At 42.4% G+C, this 18376-nt stretch carries 19 protein-coding genes; 6 read left to right on the top strand and 13 right to left on the bottom strand.

Going from position 1 to position 18376, the window contains the following annotated elements; genetic code table 11:
- The coding region (locus RMZ43_RS32820) for a tetratricopeptide repeat protein (RefSeq protein ID WP_428850955.1) at window positions 1-1850 on the bottom strand (1850 nt) is incomplete at its 3' end.
- A gap of 236 nt (window positions 1851-2086) precedes the next feature.
- Here RMZ43_RS32820 and RMZ43_RS32815 point away from each other — a divergent pair.
- Window positions 2087-2293, top strand: coding sequence for a hypothetical protein (locus RMZ43_RS32815; protein ID WP_322655533.1), 207 nt, complete (start codon window positions 2087-2089; stop codon window positions 2291-2293).
- 203 nt (window positions 2294-2496) lie between these two features.
- Here RMZ43_RS32815 and RMZ43_RS32810 read toward each other — a convergent pair whose 3' ends face one another.
- The 5 genes from RMZ43_RS32810 to RMZ43_RS32790 all read right to left on the bottom strand — a co-directional run bounded on the left by RMZ43_RS32810 (window position 2497) and on the right by RMZ43_RS32790 (window position 7400).
- Window positions 2497-2970: a hypothetical protein gene (locus RMZ43_RS32810; RefSeq protein ID WP_322655532.1), complete on the bottom strand. Its 474-nt coding sequence runs from the start codon at window positions 2968-2970 to the stop codon at window positions 2497-2499.
- An 84-nt stretch (window positions 2971-3054) separates the two neighbouring features.
- Window positions 3055-3849, bottom strand: coding sequence for a phosphonate ABC transporter, permease protein PhnE (phnE, locus tag RMZ43_RS32805; RefSeq protein ID WP_322655531.1), 795 nt, complete (start codon window positions 3847-3849; stop codon window positions 3055-3057).
- 175 nt (window positions 3850-4024) lie between these two features.
- Window positions 4025-4759, bottom strand: coding sequence for a phosphonate ABC transporter ATP-binding protein (locus tag RMZ43_RS32800; protein WP_322655530.1), 735 nt, complete (start codon window positions 4757-4759; stop codon window positions 4025-4027).
- A 143-nt stretch (window positions 4760-4902) separates the two neighbouring features.
- Entirely contained in the window at window positions 4903-5877 is a 975-nt protein-coding gene (locus tag RMZ43_RS32795; RefSeq protein ID WP_322655529.1) for a phosphate/phosphite/phosphonate ABC transporter substrate-binding protein, read from the bottom strand.
- 152 nt (window positions 5878-6029) lie between these two features.
- Complete coding sequence (locus RMZ43_RS32790; protein ID WP_322655528.1) at window positions 6030-7400, bottom strand: Rid family detoxifying hydrolase; 1371 nt, start codon at window positions 7398-7400, stop codon at window positions 6030-6032.
- Window positions 7401-7603: 203 nt separating this feature from the next.
- Here RMZ43_RS32790 and RMZ43_RS32785 point away from each other — a divergent pair, with 203 nt between their 5' ends.
- Window positions 7604-7927 (top strand): hypothetical protein, encoded by a 324-nt coding sequence (locus tag RMZ43_RS32785; protein ID WP_322655527.1) that lies wholly within the window; start codon window positions 7604-7606, stop codon window positions 7925-7927.
- On the opposite strand, the gene RMZ43_RS32780 is transcribed toward RMZ43_RS32785, so the two are convergent.
- Both RMZ43_RS32780 and RMZ43_RS32775 read right to left on the bottom strand, forming a co-directional pair.
- Window positions 7900-8331 carry an NUDIX hydrolase gene (locus RMZ43_RS32780; RefSeq protein WP_322650357.1) on the bottom strand — a complete coding sequence of 144 codons (432 nt, stop codon included), beginning with the start codon at window positions 8329-8331 and terminating at the stop codon, window positions 7900-7902. The genes RMZ43_RS32785 and RMZ43_RS32780 overlap by 28 nt on opposite strands.
- Window positions 8332-8383: 52 nt before the next feature.
- Window positions 8384-8524, bottom strand: a complete 141-nt coding sequence (locus RMZ43_RS32775; RefSeq protein WP_428850954.1) for a hypothetical protein — start codon at window positions 8522-8524, stop codon at window positions 8384-8386.
- A gap of 34 nt (window positions 8525-8558) precedes the next feature.
- On the opposite strand from RMZ43_RS32775, the gene malQ reads away from it, so the two are divergent.
- Window positions 8559-10067: a 4-alpha-glucanotransferase gene (gene malQ, locus RMZ43_RS32770; protein ID WP_322655526.1), complete on the top strand. Its 1509-nt coding sequence runs from the start codon at window positions 8559-8561 to the stop codon at window positions 10065-10067.
- A gap of 193 nt (window positions 10068-10260) precedes the next feature.
- Here malQ and RMZ43_RS32765 read toward each other — a convergent pair whose 3' ends face one another.
- On the bottom strand, window positions 10261-11079 hold the full coding sequence (locus tag RMZ43_RS32765) for a helix-turn-helix domain-containing protein (protein WP_322655525.1): 819 nt from the start codon (window positions 11077-11079) through the stop codon (window positions 10261-10263).
- A 29-nt stretch (window positions 11080-11108) separates the two neighbouring features.
- Window positions 11109-11867 (bottom strand): pseudouridine synthase, encoded by a 759-nt coding sequence (locus RMZ43_RS32760; protein WP_322655524.1) that lies wholly within the window; start codon window positions 11865-11867, stop codon window positions 11109-11111.
- 133 nt (window positions 11868-12000) lie between these two features.
- On the opposite strand from RMZ43_RS32760, the gene RMZ43_RS32755 reads away from it, so the two are divergent.
- A complete protein-coding gene (locus tag RMZ43_RS32755; RefSeq protein ID WP_322655523.1) occupies window positions 12001-12714 on the top strand; it encodes an LmeA family phospholipid-binding protein in 714 nt (237 codons plus the stop codon).
- A 408-nt stretch (window positions 12715-13122) separates the two neighbouring features.
- On the opposite strand, the gene RMZ43_RS32750 is transcribed toward RMZ43_RS32755, so the two are convergent.
- Together RMZ43_RS32750 and cbiT are read right to left on the bottom strand one after the other, a co-directional pair.
- On the bottom strand, window positions 13123-14004 hold the full coding sequence (locus tag RMZ43_RS32750) for a phosphatidate cytidylyltransferase (RefSeq protein WP_322655522.1): 882 nt from the start codon (window positions 14002-14004) through the stop codon (window positions 13123-13125).
- Window positions 14005-14246: 242 nt separating this feature from the next.
- Window positions 14247-14849 carry a precorrin-6Y C5,15-methyltransferase subunit CbiT gene (cbiT, locus tag RMZ43_RS32745; RefSeq protein ID WP_322650351.1) on the bottom strand — a complete coding sequence of 201 codons (603 nt, stop codon included), beginning with the start codon at window positions 14847-14849 and terminating at the stop codon, window positions 14247-14249.
- Window positions 14850-14944: 95 nt separating this feature from the next.
- On the opposite strand from cbiT, the gene RMZ43_RS32740 reads away from it, so the two are divergent.
- Window positions 14945-16390 carry a serine/threonine protein kinase gene (locus RMZ43_RS32740; RefSeq protein WP_322655521.1) on the top strand — a complete coding sequence of 482 codons (1446 nt, stop codon included), beginning with the start codon at window positions 14945-14947 and terminating at the stop codon, window positions 16388-16390.
- 239 nt (window positions 16391-16629) lie between these two features.
- Here the strand turns inward: RMZ43_RS32740 and RMZ43_RS32735 are convergent, their stop codons facing one another.
- Window positions 16630-17685 carry an NAD(P)-dependent alcohol dehydrogenase gene (locus RMZ43_RS32735; RefSeq protein ID WP_322655520.1) on the bottom strand — a complete coding sequence of 352 codons (1056 nt, stop codon included), beginning with the start codon at window positions 17683-17685 and terminating at the stop codon, window positions 16630-16632.
- Window positions 17686-18160: 475 nt separating this feature from the next.
- Between RMZ43_RS32735 and tatA the strand changes: the two genes are divergently transcribed.
- Window positions 18161-18334 (top strand): twin-arginine translocase TatA/TatE family subunit, encoded by a 174-nt coding sequence (tatA, locus tag RMZ43_RS32730; RefSeq protein WP_322655519.1) that lies wholly within the window; start codon window positions 18161-18163, stop codon window positions 18332-18334.
- Window positions 18335-18376 lie beyond the last annotated feature (42 nt).

Below are 18376 nucleotides of genomic sequence, written 5' to 3'. Positions count from 1 at the left end.
CGAACTGCGATCGCCCAGTCAGATTTGGGGTTAAGTTCAATGGCGCGGTCAAAATCTTCTAGGGCTTCTGGGTAACGTTCCATTAAGCGGTAAGTCTCACCGCGACTTGCAATCGCCCAGTCATATTTGGGGTCAAGTTCAATAGCGCGGTCAAAATCTTCTAGGGCTTCTGGGTAACGCTTCATTAAGCGGTAAGTTTCACCGCGCCAACCTAGAGCAATTGGTTGCCATTTAAGCTCAATCCCAGAATTCTGTAAGATTGCGGTAAACATTTCCAACGTAACTTGATAAACGTCCTCCTCATAAGCTTTTAACCCATTTACTAGTTGTTCACCCCAACGCTGAACTTCAGAGGAATCGACATCTTTACCAGCCTGAAGCATTGTTTCTGCATATTGTTCGGCAAATTTGCGTTGATTTTTGAGTGCAGCGAGAAATTCATTAAGAGCTACAGATAAATTCTTTTGCGGTGACTGACATAAGTTGTGGTACAACACGTTTAATGTGTGACTTTGCCAACTAGAATCGCGCTGTTTTTCTTCTTGCTCTAATTGCAGATCATTCCGCAGCCTGTCATAATATTCTGCCAACTTGCCATGTATGTCAGCCCAACCTTGCGGCGATGAAAGGCGCTTGTGGCGTAACATTTGGGTTTTGACCACATCATGATAAGCCCAGCCGTCGGTACGTTCGTTGACAAAGGATGTTTCTTTTAGCCAAGTAAATAACTCGTCAGCTTCTTCTTCTGTTCTTAATTTGGCTATAACATCTCGATTCAAACACCGAGAAATGGCAGCATCAAGCGCCACTTGTTGCCGTTTGGGGTCATCAACCCATTTTAAAAAGCGTTCTACTGCACTGCTACTAGGCTCAATTACCTGGTTTGGATCATTGGGATGAGTGTCTGCTAGCATTCCTACTAGCAGGGGTAAGTTTCCAGAAAGGTGTAAAATCACTTCAACAACGCGATTGTCTGTAATGCCTTTCCGAGTTAGATATTGTTGGGCTTCTTCTTCTGTAAAGGGTTCCAGAGGGAAACGAACTATTAACCCCTCATAAGATGCCCAATGATTTTTATCTAATTCATTCCGACCGGCAATAGTTATCAATATATTGAGAGATACTTCACCGTGGCGACCCTCCAAAATTTCCCGTAGCCAGTTATCTAAAAATTCTCCGGTGCGTTCATAAGTATCAAAAAACAAAACAACACCAATTTTTTCAGCAATTTTAAAAATATCTTGCAAAAATAACGGGGTCAGAACTTCTTCAGGTTCTTGAACTAAACGCACCTCATCTTTATTTGTTATTTTCTTTGCAACATAAGAAGCCCATTCTCCAGCCTGGGTAGCGAAAGCATCCTCATCTACAAAGTCAAATACAGCACCGCCAACGGGAACTCGACGCGCTAAACGTACACCAGTTTTTGCCATAGTTTTCCCGACAAAAGCCGAAAAGCCTTGAGGAGCTTCTGGATCGGTTTCTAATTCTTGGCGCTTTTGACGGTAAACTTTGTAGCGTTCTGTAAACTGCGTTAGTTTATGACCTTGCCGTTCTAAGTCCTCAGCTAGACGACCCATGACTTCTGGTATAGTTTTTTCAGCTTCATCGATGTAAGCCGAAATAATTTTTGCTTCGTCAGCAATTTTACGAAACTGTCGTAGTAGGGTACTTTTACCTACTCCGCCTTGACCCCAAACGTTATATATAAAACGACGGCGATCGTCTTCTGGGGGTAATGCTAGATTTTGACGAAATTGGTTTACTTGGTCTTCACGACCCACAAAACCTGATTGCTGGCGCTGCTTAAGAATATCTTGTAGACTCTTGGGCTTGTTTTGTGGGTTCATTACAAGATTTGATTTTGAAATGCTAGTGTTTACAGAATAAATACTAAATATACAAGGTGTATTTCGGAATTTATCAAACTTTTTCTAGGTAATTTTTATGCGTAATACCAATTCAATTAATGATTGCAACACATCTTTGTGTAAAGACGCGATGAATCGCGTCTCTACAAATGGTTTATTTGTCGTATTCTTTTTTCAAATTGGCATAACCTTAATTTAATTTCGATGTTGACCTTTTGAGGCTCGATGTTGACCTTCTGAGGCTCGATGTTGACCTTCTGAGGCTCGATGTTGACCTTCTGAGGCTCGATGTTGACCTTCTGAGGCTCGACATTGACCTTCTGAAGCTCGACATTGACCTTCTGAAGCTCGACATTGACCTTCTGAAGCTCGACGTTGACCTTCTGAGGCTCGAATTTGACCCTTCTAAGGCTCAACTTTGACCTTCTGAGGCTCGAATTTGACCCTTCTAAGGCTCAAAAATGCCTTGGCGATTAGAAATCGCGGCTACACAGACAAAACCCGCCTGCGCGGGTTTCAAGAATCTTTGGATACAAAACGCAAAAAGGGCATAACAATGTTATGCCCCTACCAATAATGTGGATTTTACTAAATTGACAACTGCTATACTTGCCAGTTGCAAGCTTTAGCTAACTGCGGTTTCAGGTTGCTTTTTCTTAGAACGGCGATTAAACCTGCGTCCCATCTCATCAATTACTGCATCTAAACCTGCTACATCACCGCTAGCTTTGGCATAGCTATAAACTGCTAATGCAGCAGCATAGGCTTCGCTAGCAGAGGCTATACAGGTATCATCCACCAATTCTTGCAGTTGGGTTAGAGACAAAAGCACTGGATACAACGCTTCAAATAGCGCCAAATCTCGGCGCATCTCTTCTAAATCAAAAGAACGGGGCAAAAAGTTAGGGTTTTGTGTTGCTACTTCTAAGGCTTTGCTTACAAAAGCCCGACTTTTATCTCCCATCTTCAGCATTGTTCGCCGATCTTCAGGGGTCAAATCTACCAAAAATGGTAACTTTTCTTTAATTGTAGCGATCGCTTGCATAACCGCTTCCTTATCTACTGGGGATAAGCTGGCACTGATACGATTTTCTGGCATTTTTAATACTCCTTTAGGATACTTAATTTCAGTATTCCCAAAGTTATCGCATCAGTCTTCAAGATAGGCTACTGCCAGAATTCATTACATAGAATCGAGCCGATGACGTAATTGGCTACTAAAAGCATCAATTACTGTGACGACTACCAAAAGCACTAACATCATGGTTGTTGCTTTGGTGTACTCGAACCCGTCGATGTAACTTTTTAACTGAAAGCCAATACCCCCTGCACCAACTACACCCAAGACAGAAGCAGCACGGATGTTGTACTCAAACATCCAAAAGGTGTAACCTAATCCCAGTGGTAGCACTTGCGGGAGAATGCCGTATTGAGCAATCTGTAGCTTAGAGGCTCCGATAACTTGCAACGATTCAAGAGAATGCGGATCAACCGCTTCAATTGCCTGTTGATAAAATTTGGCAAGGTAGCCGATGGTGTAGATTCCCAAAGCTAAAGTTCCTGCTGGTGCGCCTAAGCCAGTGGCAGCAACAAAAATTAGCCCCAGAATAATTGAGGGAACAGAACGCACAGTATTTTGCAGCAAATTAGCTAGCGATCGCAACCACCCAGGCGCAACATTGCTGGCGCTAGCTATAGCGATCGGTACAGAAAGAATGGCTCCAATGGTAGTTCCCCATAAAGACATCTGTACAGTTTCAATTAGTGCCTTGACTGCAATATCTAAAACTTTCCAATCGGGAGGAAATAATCGAGTAATAAAATCGGTGATGTATGGCCAGCTAGAACGCAGCAGTTCAAAATCGAGTTTGAGTCCTCGCAAAGCCCAACCATAAACTACTACGACAATTAATAAGATGAGTAGAGAACTCAGCCAAGGGTAGAAGCGTAAACGTTTTGACTTAAAAAAGTAACTCATATTGTATTAATTCTCATCTAGGTTGAGAAGCGTAGTATTTGCGATTAGTCAAATTAATTACCCCCCTTAATCCCCCCTTGGAAAGGGGGGAAAAGAATCGAATCTTGTCCCCTCCCCTTTGCAAGGGGAGGGTTTAGGGTGGGGTAAAACTGACGCGGTTTAAATAAAATCTTACTCAAGCGGAAACTTTCGCAAATTGAGCTTGTAAGTTGTCACAAAGTCCTTGGTAAACGACGCGTCCAGCATCTAAGATGATCGCTTGCCCTGCGTATTTTTCTGCGATTCCCAAATCGTGCAAAACTGCGACAATAGTCATACCTTGCTGAGTGTGCAATTGGGATAGAGTTTCCATGACTTGTTGGGATGCCACAACATCTAAGCCTGTGATGGGTTCATCGACTAAGAGAATTTGCGGTGATTGAATTAAAGTCCTGGCGATCGCTACTCGTTGTTGCTGTCCACCACTTAATTGACTGGTTTTTTGAAAAGCTAACTCTAAGAGTCCTAACTGCTCTAATAAATTTAATGCCAACATGCGATCGCGTTTGGAAAATCCCAACAGTGTTTGCCAAGTTGTTCTTTTTCCAAGGCATCCGCACAAGACATTTTCTAGTGCTGATAACTGTCGAATCAATCCGCCACCTTGAAATAACATCCCAATATCGCGCCGAATTTTTGGCAGTGTTCGGGGATTCATCTCCACATTATTGACGATGATTTCTCCTTTCACAAATGGCACTAGTCCAACTAGCGATCGTAGTAATGTAGACTTACCAGCACCGTTTAGCCCTAGCAAAACGACAAATTCACCGCGTTTAATTTGGCAATTAATCCCGTTGAGAATAGGACGATTTAGAGATGGAGTATAAGCTGTCTCTAGGTTATGGCACTCAATAACATAATCATTCATAGAAATTTATTGAACAGAATTCAGTAGTCAGGAGTCAGGAATCAGAATGAATTTTGACCAAAAAAGCAGATAGCGCCGCGTCTCGTAGAGAGAGTCAAGATTGGTGAATTCTGAATTCTGAATTCTGAATTCTGAATTCTAAGTTATGGTTCAATGCCAGCAATTTGCAGAGCGTCGCGGATAGTTGCTAGGTGACGATCGTGGTTAATTCGCACTAATTCTGTGGAATTATACAAGTCGCGTAACAATTTATTATTTTCCGACTTATTTAATTTCAGTAAGGCGTTGATGATTTTTTCCCGTGTTGGAGTTGGAACGTCATCATCAATGGCAATACCGTGAGCAGGTACACCAGTAATTTTGTGCAGAACCCGTAACTGATTTTTCTCTTGGGCGGTGATATAAGGTGGATTCAGAGCATATTCTGACACAACAGCCACATCAGCTTGACCGCGCACAACTGCTTGCAAGGCTTTGCTATAATTACCGCCGTAAGAAATTTGACCAAAGAAACCATCTAAGCGATCGCGGTTAGGTACAAATTTTTGTTTGACCAACTCAGCGACAGGGATAATAAACCCAGAGCCAGAAGTAGGGGAAGTAAAAGCAATTTTCTTGCCCCGCAGTTGTTCTAAAGTGGCTTTAGCTGAATTTTGAGTTTTTAGGGGACTATTCTTAGGAACAACAAATGTTGAGCTATAAGTATATCTTCCAGAATAAGTGGAGCGAACTTCGGCTAGATACAAACTGGCGTTTGCTAATTGTTTCGCTTTCAAAGCCGGACGGCTACTTAAAAAAGCTACATCAGCCCGATTTGCTCTCAAAGCTTCCACAGCAGCTGTATCATCACCAACTTGGGCGACGACTGGAATTCCTAACTCTTTAGATAGAAAAGCTCCTACTGCATTTGCCTTATTTTGCAAGTCTGTAGAATCAGCACGACTGGGAAAAACTATTGTTAAAGTCTTCAGCCCTTGGGCAAGTAAGCGTGGTGTCTGTTGATTAGTGGTGGGGTTGGCGATCGTTGCTTGCATAATCCCTACTGTGCTGACTACTAGACCTGTAAGCACTGTAAATGCCGCACCAGCACCCAATAAGCTCTTTTTCCTCACACTCATTTGCAACTCTCCATTAGGAAGTTTTCTTAGTTCTTTTGCTAATTAATTGCAATTAACTCCTAAAAAATATTTAAAGCTTTTAAGAATAAAAGTCAATAATAAAGCCTAATTTGTTTGGAGAGTTGTAGACTGATTTTGTGAATGTATTGGCACTAACCGCTAATTACAGCGATCGCATCAATTTCTACCAACACATCTTTAGGTAAACGCGATACCTGTACACAAGCCCGCGCTGGGGCTGTATCTTCCGGGAAATATTTAGCATAAACGGCATTCACCGCCGCGAAATCATTCATATCAGCTAAAAATACAGTGGTCTTCACCACATCTTGGAAAGTTGCACCGGCTGCTGTGAGGATGGCTTCAAGATTAGCTAATACCTGCTCAGTTTGCTTTTTGACATCATCAGTGTAGACGACATCACCAAGGCGGGGATCGATGGCAATTTGTCCAGCGATGAATACAAATTGACCAGAAGCTGCGATCGCTTGATTATAAGGGCCGACTGGTGCAGGTGCGTTATCAGTATTAATTACTTTACGAGTCATAGATATTACTTTCTCTAACGATGTTTCCTGTTTACCGATTTCTACCTGAGGAGCGATCGGCTTGTAAACTTCTCCATCTGGCATTATCGCACCAGTCAGGTCTGCATCTTTAAAGTTGACACCGTAGATATTTGCTCCAGTTAAATCTACCTTTTTCAGGTTTGCCTCGTTCAGATTCGCGTTGATCAAATCTACTTTTTGCAGTTCTGCTTTCTCTAAATTTGTCCCTTTGAGGCAGGCTTTTCTGAAATTTACGCCTATGAGATTTGCTGCACCTAGATCAGCTTCAGCCAGATTCATGCCTGATAAATCCTTTTCAGATAAATTAACACCCCGAATCTTGGCTCCCTGTAAATTAGTGTCTTTGAGTATCACACGAGCTAGGTTTGCTTGACTCAAATCAGCTTTAAACAAGTTAGCCCCAGTTAAATTAGCAGTACTAAGGTTAGCTCTAACGACTTTTGCCTCATTCAAGGATGCTTCGGTTAAGTTTGCACAGTCGAGTGTAGCGTCACTCAAATTTGCATTACCTAGATTGGCGTTACTAAAGTTAACGCTACTCAAGTTTGCTCCACTCAAGTTGGCATTATCCAGATTGGCATTACTAAAATTAGCGCTTTTCAAGTTTGCTCCACTCAAATTAGCATTATCTAGATTGGCGTTACTAAAGTTAGCGTTATCCAGGGTTGCTTTACTCAAGTCAGCACTACTTAGGTCTGCCCAACTGAAATTTAAACTAGAACTTTTCACCAAACTACTCAAATTTGCACCTGTCAAAGATGCTCTAGTGAAGTTAGTACTTTGAAGAGAAGCGTTACTTAGGTTGGCATCGTTTAAATCTGCTCCCGTCAAATCTGCACCTTTTAAGTCTATTCCACTCAGATTTGCATATTTGAGGTCTACTCCTCTAAGATTCTCGTTGTGAAATTGAATTTGTCCTTCGACGTATTTCTCCAACAGCGACTCAGCGTCCATAATGCACCTTTAAACACCACTGACACAGTATAATCACAAAAACTTTGTGTCACAGGTATTCCTCTCTTTTCTTCCTTCGCGCCCTTCGCGCCTTCGCGGTTCGTTTCTCTTACCCCAACCTCGGAGTATCCCATAATGCCGTCAGGTCAGCATCGCGATCGCACTCGTATAATACTGTTACGACAGACTGCAAAATATCATTTATGAATATTAAAGAACTACTGCTCCAAGAAATTGAATCATCCCCAGAAGTTCTACTAGCCCAAACACTAGATTTTTTGCGTTTTCTCAAGACAAAACCAACAACTGAGGAAATATCTCTTAAGCTGTCAATGCAAAAAAATGATGATACTTCCAGTCATCAAACGAAACCGGAAATACAGGAAGCAACACCAATTCTTAAAGGCTCTAAAGCAGAAGACTTGCTAAAATTTGCCGGAACCTGGCAAGGGGATGACTTTGAGGAGTGCTTGCAGCTTGTTTACGAAACCCGTTCCTCCTACCCCAACCTCGGACGTATCCCATAATGCCGATATCGCCAATAATCCCGCAGAATGCGATCGTGGTCAAAACATAAATTACCTGGCACACGCCAATACTCAAAAACTCCTACACTCTTAGCATCATCTCCAGCCTTTGGTTCCCCCTTAGCTGTCGCCAAAAACACAATACTAATGGTATGCTGACGCGGATCGCGATCGGGGTCAGAATACACCAGTAATTGTTCAACTAACTCCACTTGCAAACCCGTTTCTTCCTCAGCTTCTCGCTGCGCCGCCACTTCCACCGCTTCTCCATAATCTACAAAACCACCAGGAATAGCCCAACCTAAGGGTAGATTATGTCTTTCAATTAACACTATTGGCCGATGAGGCCGATCTACTAGTTCAATGATGATATCAACTGTCGGTGCAGGATTTCGGTAAGTCATAGTTAATTAGTCATTGGTCATTAGTCATCAGTCATTAGTCATTAGTCATTGGTTATTCACAAAGGACAAATGACAAAGGACAAATGACAATCAAGATGAGTTTACTTGATTTACCGTGCAAATACTGTTCCGTGGTAAATTCGATGCGATTGGCTTTGCCACTGCCCCTTGGGCGATCGCATAGCGTATCCATCAGATAATTGCTCCCTCTCATAATTCAGATAAATATGCCTTTTCCTAGATCCAGTGGCATTTTGCTGCATCCTACCTCCTTTCCCAGCCGATTTGGCGTTGGAGATTTAGGCTTAGAAGCCTATCGCTTCGTCGATTTTCTTAAAGATACCTATCAACAATATTGGCAAGTTTTACCCTTGGGCCCCACTGGATATGGTAATTCGCCCTATATGTGTTACTCAGCAATGGCGGGAAATCCTCTGCTGGTTAGTCCAGAAAAACTGCGAGATGAGGGTTTGCTCACTGAAGAAGACTTTGCTAATTTACCAGGATTTCCGGTAGAAAAGGTAGACTTCGACAAGGTTGTGCCGATTAAGATTGGGCTACTCAAAAAAGCCTGTGAAAACTTTAAAGTGAATGCTACAGACATCCAAAAAAACGAGTTTGCAGGTTTTTGCGACAGTAAAGCCTATTGGCTAGATAATTACGCCTTATTTATGGCGCTAAAAGATGCCCACGAAAATGCAAGCTGGCATACATGGGAGCCAGAATTTGTCAAGCGCGAACCCGAAGCATTAGCTCAGGTACAGCATCGGCTCAATGAGGAGATTTTTTATTACAAGTTCGTCCAATTTGAGTTTTTCCGGCAGTGGTCAGAGCTGAAAAGCTACGCCAACATGCGCGGTATTGACATTATCGGCGATATTCCCATCTACGTAGCTCATGATAGTGCTGACGTGTGGGCGCATCCTAATATCTTTTGCTTAAACGAAGAGACTGGAGTTGCTGCCCAAATGGCAGGAGTCCCACCAGATTACTTTAGCGCCACCGGTCAATTGTGGGGCAACCCAGTTTATAACTGGGAGGAATTGCAAAAACAAGACTTTAAATGGTGGGTACAGCGCTTTGAGGCAATGCTGGATTATGTCGATATTATTCGCATTGACCACTTCCGGGGCTTCGAGGCTTATTGGGCTGTGCCGCAAGGTGAACAAACTGCCATTAATGGTCAATGGGTGGAAGCGCCTGGAGATGCTTTTTTTGAAGTGATTAGGCAAAAGTTGGGCAAGCTACCCGTCTTAGCAGAAGATTTGGGAGTAATTACACCAGGGGTAGAAGCGCTGCGAGACAAGTATGAATTTCCGGGGATGAATATTTTGCAATTTGCCTTTAGTGCTGATTCTGCTAATCCATTTTTACCATTCAATTATCGGCACAATGCTGTAGTTTATACTGGAACTCACGATAATGATACAACCATAGGCTGGTTCAATTCAGCCACCGACTACGAAAAGGAAAACTTGTTGCTTTATTTAGGTTGTGTTAGTCCTGAAGGCATCCACTGGGATTTAATTCGCCTAGCTTTGAGTTCCATAGCCAACCAAGCAATTATTCCCTTGCAAGATATTTTGGGATTAGGAAACGAAGCGCGGATGAATTTTCCTAGTACTGCTGAGGGGAACTGGGAGTGGCGCTATCAATCAGGAGCGCTGAGAGAGGAATTAGGCGATCGCTTGAAAGTTCTTACCAGACTCAATGGACGCGCCCCAGAAGGGCAATAGGGCAGCGGGAGATGAGGGGACAAGGCAGACAAGGAAGACAAGGCACAGGGAGGAGTAAATGCCTCCTTTTCCTCCTTCTCTCCTTGTCACCCTCATCCTACTCATTTCTTTGAGTCTTTTTCTTCTCTACGAGAGGCTGGGTGTAGCTTGCTTTCCTCTAAGGGTAAAATTTTGAATTGATTTCTTCTTCATATCAAAACTTAGGTTTTGCAGCAATTCTAACTTCTTCCTCTTTCCCCGGTTCTCCCATTTCTTTGGCTTTCTCTTGATTGACACTCATTAACACGCCACCAGCATTATCAGTTTTCACTGTGAGTTGCTGTTGAGCTTTCCAAATCCGGTGAGTTCCCTCTGGGAGAGTACCCTCAAACTCGGTTTTACCATCAGCTACTACACGAATCCAAGATGACGCTTTCAAAGTTACACCAATCTGTACAGCCTTTCCCTGCTGGACGGCGCTAGGGGTATCGTTAACTGATTGAACCTCCACTGACTCTTTTACTTGGGCTATTTCTGGTTTAACAATGGACTTTTGTTTTGGGGATGGCTGATTTTGATTATTACTTGTACTTGCTTGTAGTACTGCGTTATTTAATAACTGAGATAAGCCATTTACAGAACATACAATTAGCAATATGTAAAGAAAGTAAAGATGAACCGGACGTAGTTGATTAAGGGGTGAATTATTCTCTATACCTTGAGAATTCACTTGTGCAGAACTAATCGGAAAAGTGCCAGAAAATTCTACTCCATTCAAGCCTAGTGCATCGGCGAATTGCCTAATTAAACCTTGTATATAGACTGGTTCTGGCAGATCGTTTAAATTACCTTCTTCGATCGCCTGCAATAATCGCTGGGGAATCCTAGTTAATGCAACCATTTGCTCTAGAGATAATCCCTGTTCTTGACGCAATGCCCAAAGTTGAGCGCCCATTTCTGCCAATTTTTCGGCTCGTTGTTGCTCTAATGAAATTGATGGCTGGTTATTATTCTTCTTTCTTAGCCATTTCATGCCTACTGACACTCCTTAACTCCACAGAATCAATAATTAGGTTGTGTTATCTGATCTTGCAAAAAGCGAATCTCATCATCTTTGAGGGAACGATATTTACCTTCTTCCAAAAAAGGTTCTTTTGGAGTTTGTAATTGAATTGGGCCGATAGCAGTCCGATGCAGTTTGATTACTGGGTATCCTAACTGTTGAGCTATCCGGCGAATTTGGCGATTTCTTCCCTCCTGCAACACTATTTCTAAAAAGCTTTGCTCGCCATGATGTTCTATTAGCTGTACCTTAGCGGGTCTGGTTTTTCTACCCTCCAACATCACACCCTGACGCCACATTTTTAGTATTGCTTCTGGAGGGTGTCCTTCTACCAAAACACGATATGTTTTGGAAATGCTGTGGCGGGGATGGGTTAGTCCAAATGTCAGATTTCCGTCATTGGTCAGGATTAATGCTCCTGTAGAATCTGCATCTAAACGCCCAACTGGGTGAATACCTGTACCCTCCCGTAATTCTTTCGGTAGTAGATCCAGGACTGTTGGTCGGCGCTGAGGGTCGTAGCAAGTCGAAACCACACCTCTTGGTTTGTGCAGCAATAAATATATTAAAGCCGGACGCTGCTTTTTAGATACAGGCTTACCATCAATTGCGATCGCATCTTTTTCGGGATCAATTTTTTGACCTAAATGTGCCAATACCCCATTTATCCGCACTCGTGAGTGCCTAATCATTTCTTCGGCTTCACGACGTGAGGCGATACCCCATTGAGCGAGAATTTTTTGTAACCGTGCCTCCATGTGTAATTGCTTATTTACTGTTAACAATTAAATGATATTTGCATTTTGTAGCGAGTAGACATAAATGTTACATTTAAGACTTATTTAATTTCTGTTCGGTTGTTAAGCAAATATTCATAAATAGATTCCTTAGATGTCAGAGCAAAATTTTAACACAACACATACTAATAAAATACGCATAATTACGCAGGTACTCACAACAGCCCTAAAGCTCTGCTTGAGAGCGCAAGTGAGCCAAATATCAGATTTAGAAGTGGAGATTAAAGCGAGCGATCGCCAAATTCTCTCTGGGCGTATCCCATCGGTATCTATTTTTGCTACTGATGCAATTTATCAAGGTCTCCTAATTACACAAATTAAATTAATAGCGGAAAATATTCGCATAAATATCGGCTCGGTACTCAAGGGAAAACCGCTACGACTGTTAGAAACAGTACCAGTAGTTGGCGATTTGATCGTAGACGAGAAGGATCTTAATGCTTCTCTCTCATCTGACTTATTATCTAATGCTTTGAGTGATTTGTTGGTTAAGGTTTTACCAACACATTGCCCAAAGTCACAACCAATAAACTGGCAAGAAATTAACCTTGATAACAACCAAATTATACTGCGAGGTATAAGAGTAACCAATAGTGAAACAACTCCTCTAGAGATTTGTCTTAGCTCACAGTTACTCAATGGGCATGAGTTGCAACTAGCACATATAACAATCAAGCCCGACCAGGAGGAGATATTAGAGGACAATCATGAGTACAATCTGGATCTTGGCTCAGATGTCGATATCCAAGAACTAACGTTGATTCCAGGCAAGCTAGTGTGTCGTGGACGGATTAACGTTAACCCTTGATGATTAGAAATTAAAAAATGCTAATACATTATTTTAAATGATATAGCGGCTCTTAGAGGGCAGGGGGCAAGAGGAGAATGAATTGTAAGTGTAATTTGGTATAAATTAGGATTTATAGATGAGTCTTTAATACTCGTGGACGAGTCTTTTATATTCGTGAATGAGTCTTTGATACTCGCTGACGAGTCTTTAATACTCGTGGACGAGTCTTTAATACTCGTGGACGAGTCTTTTATATTCGTGGACGAGTCTTTAATACTCGTGAATGAGTCTTTTATATTCGTGGACGAGTCTTTAATACTCGTGAATGAGTCTTTAATACTCGTGGACGAGTCTTTGATACTCGCTGACGAGTCTTTGAACTCCATTCCCCTGCTCCCTGCTCCCTGCTCCCTGCCCGCTGCTCAGTTACAGTAGCGGCAACAGTAGTGTCACAAAATAATAAACCAAAGGAGCGGTGAAAATATAACTATCAGTACGGTCTAAAATACCACCGTGTCCAGGGATTAACTGCCCAGAATCTTTGACTCCAGCATCCCGCTTAAGCATAGACTCGGTAAGATCCCCCAAAAGACTTGCAATGCCAATCAGTAAACCCAATGCTAAACCAGTGAAGGGGGATCTGGGTAAATGCAAATAATAGGCTCCTGCTATGGCTACAGCAATACTTGAAGTAATGCCAAAAACAGCACCCTCTACAGTTTTTTTCGGGCTAATATCAGACAGACGGGTTTTCCCAAAGAATTTGCCAATAGTGTAAGCGCCGATATCGGCTGCCCAAATACACAAAAAAGTCAGCAGTGTTGCTGTAAAACCTTGTGGTAATGAAGCAGAATTTGCCTTTTCCCAGAAATCTGTCCAGGTTGTGGGCCAATAACCTCCGAAAGGAAGATTGCTAAAAGCAGCAGTATCAATTGCTCGTAATCGCACCCAGTAACTCGGCAAATAACCTACGTAAAATAGCCCCATAATAGAAGCGGAAACATCAGCAATCGTGGCAAATTTGGGCTGAAACAGCAGGTAAAAACAAATGAGTGTGCCAGCTATCGGCATTACAGCGTCAGCTAAACTGCCATCAAGGGTACAAATTACCAGCAAGACTTGGCTGACAGCCATAGTGGTTTTAGCGGCGGGAGCGATGCCTCTGGCTCGCACCAAATTAAAATATTCCTGTTGACCCAAAAAGATGATAACTGCAAAGATGATGGTAAAGTACCAACCTCCCAAAAGGGTTGCAGAAAGAGCAAGAGCGATCGCAACAATTCCACTAATAATCCGAGACCAAAGCATAGAAGTATTAAATATTGGGCATTGGGCGTTGGGCATTGGGCATTGGGCATGGGAAAGAGGACTTGGGGACAAGGAGAATTGGGGACAAGGGGAAAGACTTATTGCAAGTTTTAAACTTTTGTCACCTTGTCACCTTGTCCCCTCTGCTTCCCCTGCAACGCCAGCTTCTCCTATTTCCTCATCGCTGTTTTCTCCCTTCCTTTACCGCTTCTTTCAATACCCCATGCCCCATGCCCCATTCCCTAATCCAGTTTCTCACCACTGAGGATAAAAATGGGATCAACGGCGGTAAAGGTTTGAGAAAAGCCACGCGTCTCTAAGCGGTTAACGGCAGACTGAACGACTTCGATATTTCTAGCCCTTAACAGAGAAAAGCTCTGAGAAATAGCATACAGACTTTCTAGATTAGCAGCTGTCGCTACAACCCGACCGGATGGGGGCAAATAATCCCATGCTGCTTGCAGAATCTCTTGAATAGGTCGTCCTCCCTCAATACAAACGCGGTGAGGTGTAACTTTAAGATCGTGTAAACACTCTGGGGCGCTACCTTCAATTACTTCGACGTTTTTCACATCAAAGCGATCGCAGTTACGCTTGATTAGATTAGCTACTTCTTCATCCCTTTCTATAGCGATAATCTTTCCACCTGGACACAATAGCCCCACCTCTACCGGAATTGTACCCGTGCCTGCACCAATGTCCCACAACACAGAATCTGATTTTAGTCGCAGTTGGGCAATTAACATTAGTCGGACTTCTCGTTGACTCAGGGGAATTCCTGGCAAATTTTCAAACAATTCATCGGGAATACCAGGGGTAATATAAGGCCAAAGTTGGGAGGGCATAGAATTACGCAATTATACTAAAGATATGGATTTGCACAACTTGAAAAGCTATAACCTCTAAAAACTTTTCAACCGTAGCATTAGAAGAAACCATAATGATTGGCGAAATATTAGGCGATGTCCAAGGACAAGACGCTGGGCGTCTACGCTACGAAGTTCAGCAGCTACTAGGAAAAAAAGCAGGACGGCGGACTTTGCTAGCTCGTGATTTGCAAACTCAAGAATTAGTTGTCATTAAGTTACTCTCTTTTGGTGATGACTTTGAATGGGATTCACTCAAACTGTTTGAGCGAGAAGCTGAAACTTTAAAATCTTTGTCACATCCCTTAATCCCTCAATATTTAAACTATTTTGAGGTAAATTTACCAACTATCAAAGGATTTGCGCTCGTACAAACTTATATAAGAGCAAAAACTTTAGAACAATACTTACAAAGTGGGCGAACTTTTACAGAAGCTGAAGTCAAACAGATAGCCAAAGCACTTTTAGAGATTCTTATTTACTTACATGGGTTGTATCCGCCTGTAATTCACCGTGATATTAAGCCTAGCAATATTTTGTTAGGGGAGCGTTCTGGTAATAGTGTTGGTCAAGTTTATTTGGTAGATTTTGGCTCAGTTCAGACAATCCTCGCCACAGAAACTGGAACAAGAACTGTAGTAGGAACTTATGGCTATATGCCACCAGAGCAATTTGGTGGACGTACTGTTGCAGCATCTGACCTTTATAGTTTAGGCGCAACCTTAATTTATTTAATGACAGGTAATCACCCAGCCGATTTACCGCAAAAGGATTTTCGCATTCAGTTTGAACAAGCGGCTAATGTGAGTCCCAGCTTTAGCAAGTGGCTAAAGTGGATGATTGAACCCAGTTTAGAAGGGCGTTTTAGTTCTGCTGCTGATGCGATCGCAGCCTTAGAGAAACCACAAGTGAGATTACCTGCTTTAGTTACCAGCAAACCACACGGGAGTAAGATTCAACTAACCAAAAATTGGGATTCTTTAGAAATTATCATTCCACCAGCTGGTTTCCATCCATCCATAGTATTCACAGGTTTCTTTGCGATCGCCTGGAATTCATTTATCCTCTTTTGGACAATTGGCGCACTCTCGGCCCCTTTTCCTGCCAACATCCCCTTTGCCTTGTTCTCACTTCCTTTTTGGGTTGCTGGCTGTTCTATGCTGTATAAATTTATCTTTAATTTGTTTGGACGCATCTGCTTACGCTTGAATGCAGAACAAATTGCCCTAAGCAGAGAGTTGTTCAGTTGGAAGTTTGAGCGTCCACGACCATCCGCAAGGCAAAGTGTTAATAAGTTGGTTTACATTCCAAAACACTTTACTAAAGGCTCTGAAGATACTAGAGTTGCTGTTCCAGCACAATTATATATTTGCTCAGGATTACAAAAATACCAAATTAGTGGAAACGATGTCGGTATTAAATCCGAAGTAGAACTTGAATGGTTAGCTCATGAATTAAGTGAGTGGTTAGGTTTGCCAATTACCAATCCAATGGGAAGTAATACCAATTTTAAAAAATAATCCGACAAATAGACCATTTGTAGAGACGCGATTCATTGCGTCTTTACCCAAAGATGTGTTGCAATCATTAATTGAATTGGTATAATTTAAAGTAATAATTTAATTTAATTCTTAATTAAAAAGTCTGAGCGCCGAAAACAAAACCAACACTCAGACTTTTTTTATTCGTTTTTCTTACACCCTAAAAGGCAAAGGATTCAGGACTTTTCATCAAAAACGACAATGGCATTTTTTAACTGTCATTCTTCCTTCAGCGATGCCATGTCAATTACAAAGCGGTACTTCACATCGCTTTTTAGCATTCGCTCGTATGCTTGGTTAATCTTCTGAATTGGGATAAGTTCGATGTCACTGACGATATTGTGTTCAGCACAGAAGTCGAGCATTTCTTGTGTCTCCTGAATCCCGCCGATCATCGAACCGGCAATTACTCGGCGCTTAGAAATCAAGTTACTGATGCTGGGTGATGGGTGCGGATTTTCGGGTACACCAAGCAAGCACAGCGTACCACCACGCTTAAGCAACTCAGTGTATGCGTCTAGATTGTGCGATACCGAAACCGTGTTGAGAATGAAGTCGAAGCTGTTGAGATGCTTGTTCATCTCATCGCTGTTTTTTGAAATGACAACCTCATCGGCTCCGAGGCGCTTGGCATCTTCGGTCTTACTTGACGATGTTGTGAACAGCACAGTGTAAGCACCAAAAGCGTGGGCTAATTTTAGCCCCATGTGTCCCAACCCACCAAGTCCGACGATACCCACCTTATCGCCTTTGCCAACATTCCAGTAGCGCAAAGGCGAGTACGTCGTGATCCCCGCGCACAACAGGGGTGCGACGCCAGCGAGATCCAGTTTTTCTGAAACCCGTAGTACGTAATTTTCATCCACAACTATCTGGTTTGAATAACCCCCATAAGTCGTTTTCCCTGTCTGCTTCTCTGGGCTGTTGTAGGTGAAGATAATTTCGTTATCACAGTACTGCTCAAAACTCTCACGGCAGTTTGGACAGGTGCGACAAGAATCGACCATACAACCAACGCCCGCAGTCTCGCCTACCTTGAACTTGGAAACCTGCTCACCAATCTTCACTACACGACCAACGATCTCATGTCCAGGTACGACTGGGTAAACCGTATTTTTCCACTCATTAGCGACTGTATGCAGATCCGAGTGACACACGCCACAGTAAAGGATCTCCATTTGTACGTCGTGCGGCCCTAACTCTCGCCGCTCAAAAGTGAACAATCCTAGTGGTGTACTTGCACTTTGGGCTGCGTATCCAACACTCTTAATCACAGATGATCTCCTTTTTGCTAAGTTGTTTCATAGGTTTTATGAACCTTATTCAAAGTTTTCTGACTCAGTTCCTCGAAACTGCTCATATACTTCGCAATTAACAGACCAAAGTTGTTCCTACTCAGTATTAAATGCTAGGACAGGGAGTGACCCTCCTCTGCCCAGATTCGTCTCGATATTTGCCGAACAATGCCCCTGATGATTCCGGCTTTGATAGCTCCATGAAAATGAGTATAAAGAAGTCAGACTGGTCTGAGTCACCATCATAAGTATGAGACAGTAGACGAAGTAGGAGGAGCAGGAAAAAAAATTCTACTAGTCGTGTTGGATGGAAAAATTGAGTAATTTAATTTTTTGAATTCCCTAAACCGCTTATGCTATGTTGTTTAGCAAAATTTTTTTAAGATAGCAGAACTTATGGGATTTGCGCCATCAATGTCTATATTTAATTACAGAAGCCTTAGAGGAAATTTATATGTTTGGACTGGGATGGCCAGAAATAGCTGTAATTACCATAGTCGCTGTATTAATTTTTGGCCCAAAAAAAATTCCCGAACTGGGAACCGCACTGGGCAAAACCCTACGAGGATTTAAGGAGGAGATAAAAACTCCCAGTGACGAAACCAATCAGGAAGAAGAAAAACAATAATAAAAGTAATTAGAATACAGGAGTCAGCGCACTGACTCCTCC

The organism is Nostoc sp. CmiVER01 (assembly GCF_034531135.2).
Classification (GTDB): Bacteria; Cyanobacteriota; Cyanobacteriia; order Cyanobacteriales; family Nostocaceae; genus Nostoc.
This window is presented reverse-complemented; position numbering and strand designations above follow the sequence as displayed.

What these genes read in the sequence shown, in the direction of transcription:
- RMZ43_RS32810 (WP_322655532.1), bottom strand. Translation starts at nt 2,970, where the DNA reads ATGCCAGAAAATCGTATCAGTGCCAGCTTATCCCCAGTAGATAAGGAA.
- phnE (WP_322655531.1), bottom strand. Translation starts at nt 3,849, where the DNA reads ATGAGTTACTTTTTTAAGTCAAAACGTTTACGCTTCTACCCTTGGCTG.
- RMZ43_RS32800 (WP_322655530.1), bottom strand. Translation starts at nt 4,759, where the DNA reads ATGAATGATTATGTTATTGAGTGCCATAACCTAGAGACAGCTTATACT.
- RMZ43_RS32795 (WP_322655529.1), bottom strand. Translation starts at nt 5,877, where the DNA reads ATGAGTGTGAGGAAAAAGAGCTTATTGGGTGCTGGTGCGGCATTTACA.
- RMZ43_RS32790 (WP_322655528.1), bottom strand. Translation starts at nt 7,400, where the DNA reads ATGGACGCTGAGTCGCTGTTGGAGAAATACGTCGAAGGACAAATTCAA.
- RMZ43_RS32785 (WP_322655527.1), top strand. Translation starts at nt 7,604, where the DNA reads ATGAATATTAAAGAACTACTGCTCCAAGAAATTGAATCATCCCCAGAA.
- RMZ43_RS32780 (WP_322650357.1), bottom strand. Translation starts at nt 8,331, where the DNA reads ATGACTTACCGAAATCCTGCACCGACAGTTGATATCATCATTGAACTA.
- RMZ43_RS32775 (WP_428850954.1), bottom strand. Translation starts at nt 8,524, where the DNA reads ATGGATACGCTATGCGATCGCCCAAGGGGCAGTGGCAAAGCCAATCGC.
- malQ (WP_322655526.1), top strand. Translation starts at nt 8,559, where the DNA reads ATGCCTTTTCCTAGATCCAGTGGCATTTTGCTGCATCCTACCTCCTTT.
- RMZ43_RS32765 (WP_322655525.1), bottom strand. Translation starts at nt 11,079, where the DNA reads ATGAAATGGCTAAGAAAGAAGAATAATAACCAGCCATCAATTTCATTA.
- RMZ43_RS32760 (WP_322655524.1), bottom strand. Translation starts at nt 11,867, where the DNA reads ATGGAGGCACGGTTACAAAAAATTCTCGCTCAATGGGGTATCGCCTCA.
- RMZ43_RS32755 (WP_322655523.1), top strand. Translation starts at nt 12,001, where the DNA reads ATGTCAGAGCAAAATTTTAACACAACACATACTAATAAAATACGCATA.
- RMZ43_RS32750 (WP_322655522.1), bottom strand. Translation starts at nt 14,004, where the DNA reads ATGCTTTGGTCTCGGATTATTAGTGGAATTGTTGCGATCGCTCTTGCT.
- cbiT (WP_322650351.1), bottom strand. Translation starts at nt 14,849, where the DNA reads ATGCCCTCCCAACTTTGGCCTTATATTACCCCTGGTATTCCCGATGAA.
- RMZ43_RS32740 (WP_322655521.1), top strand. Translation starts at nt 14,945, where the DNA reads ATGATTGGCGAAATATTAGGCGATGTCCAAGGACAAGACGCTGGGCGT.
- tatA (WP_322655519.1), top strand. Translation starts at nt 18,161, where the DNA reads ATGTTTGGACTGGGATGGCCAGAAATAGCTGTAATTACCATAGTCGCT.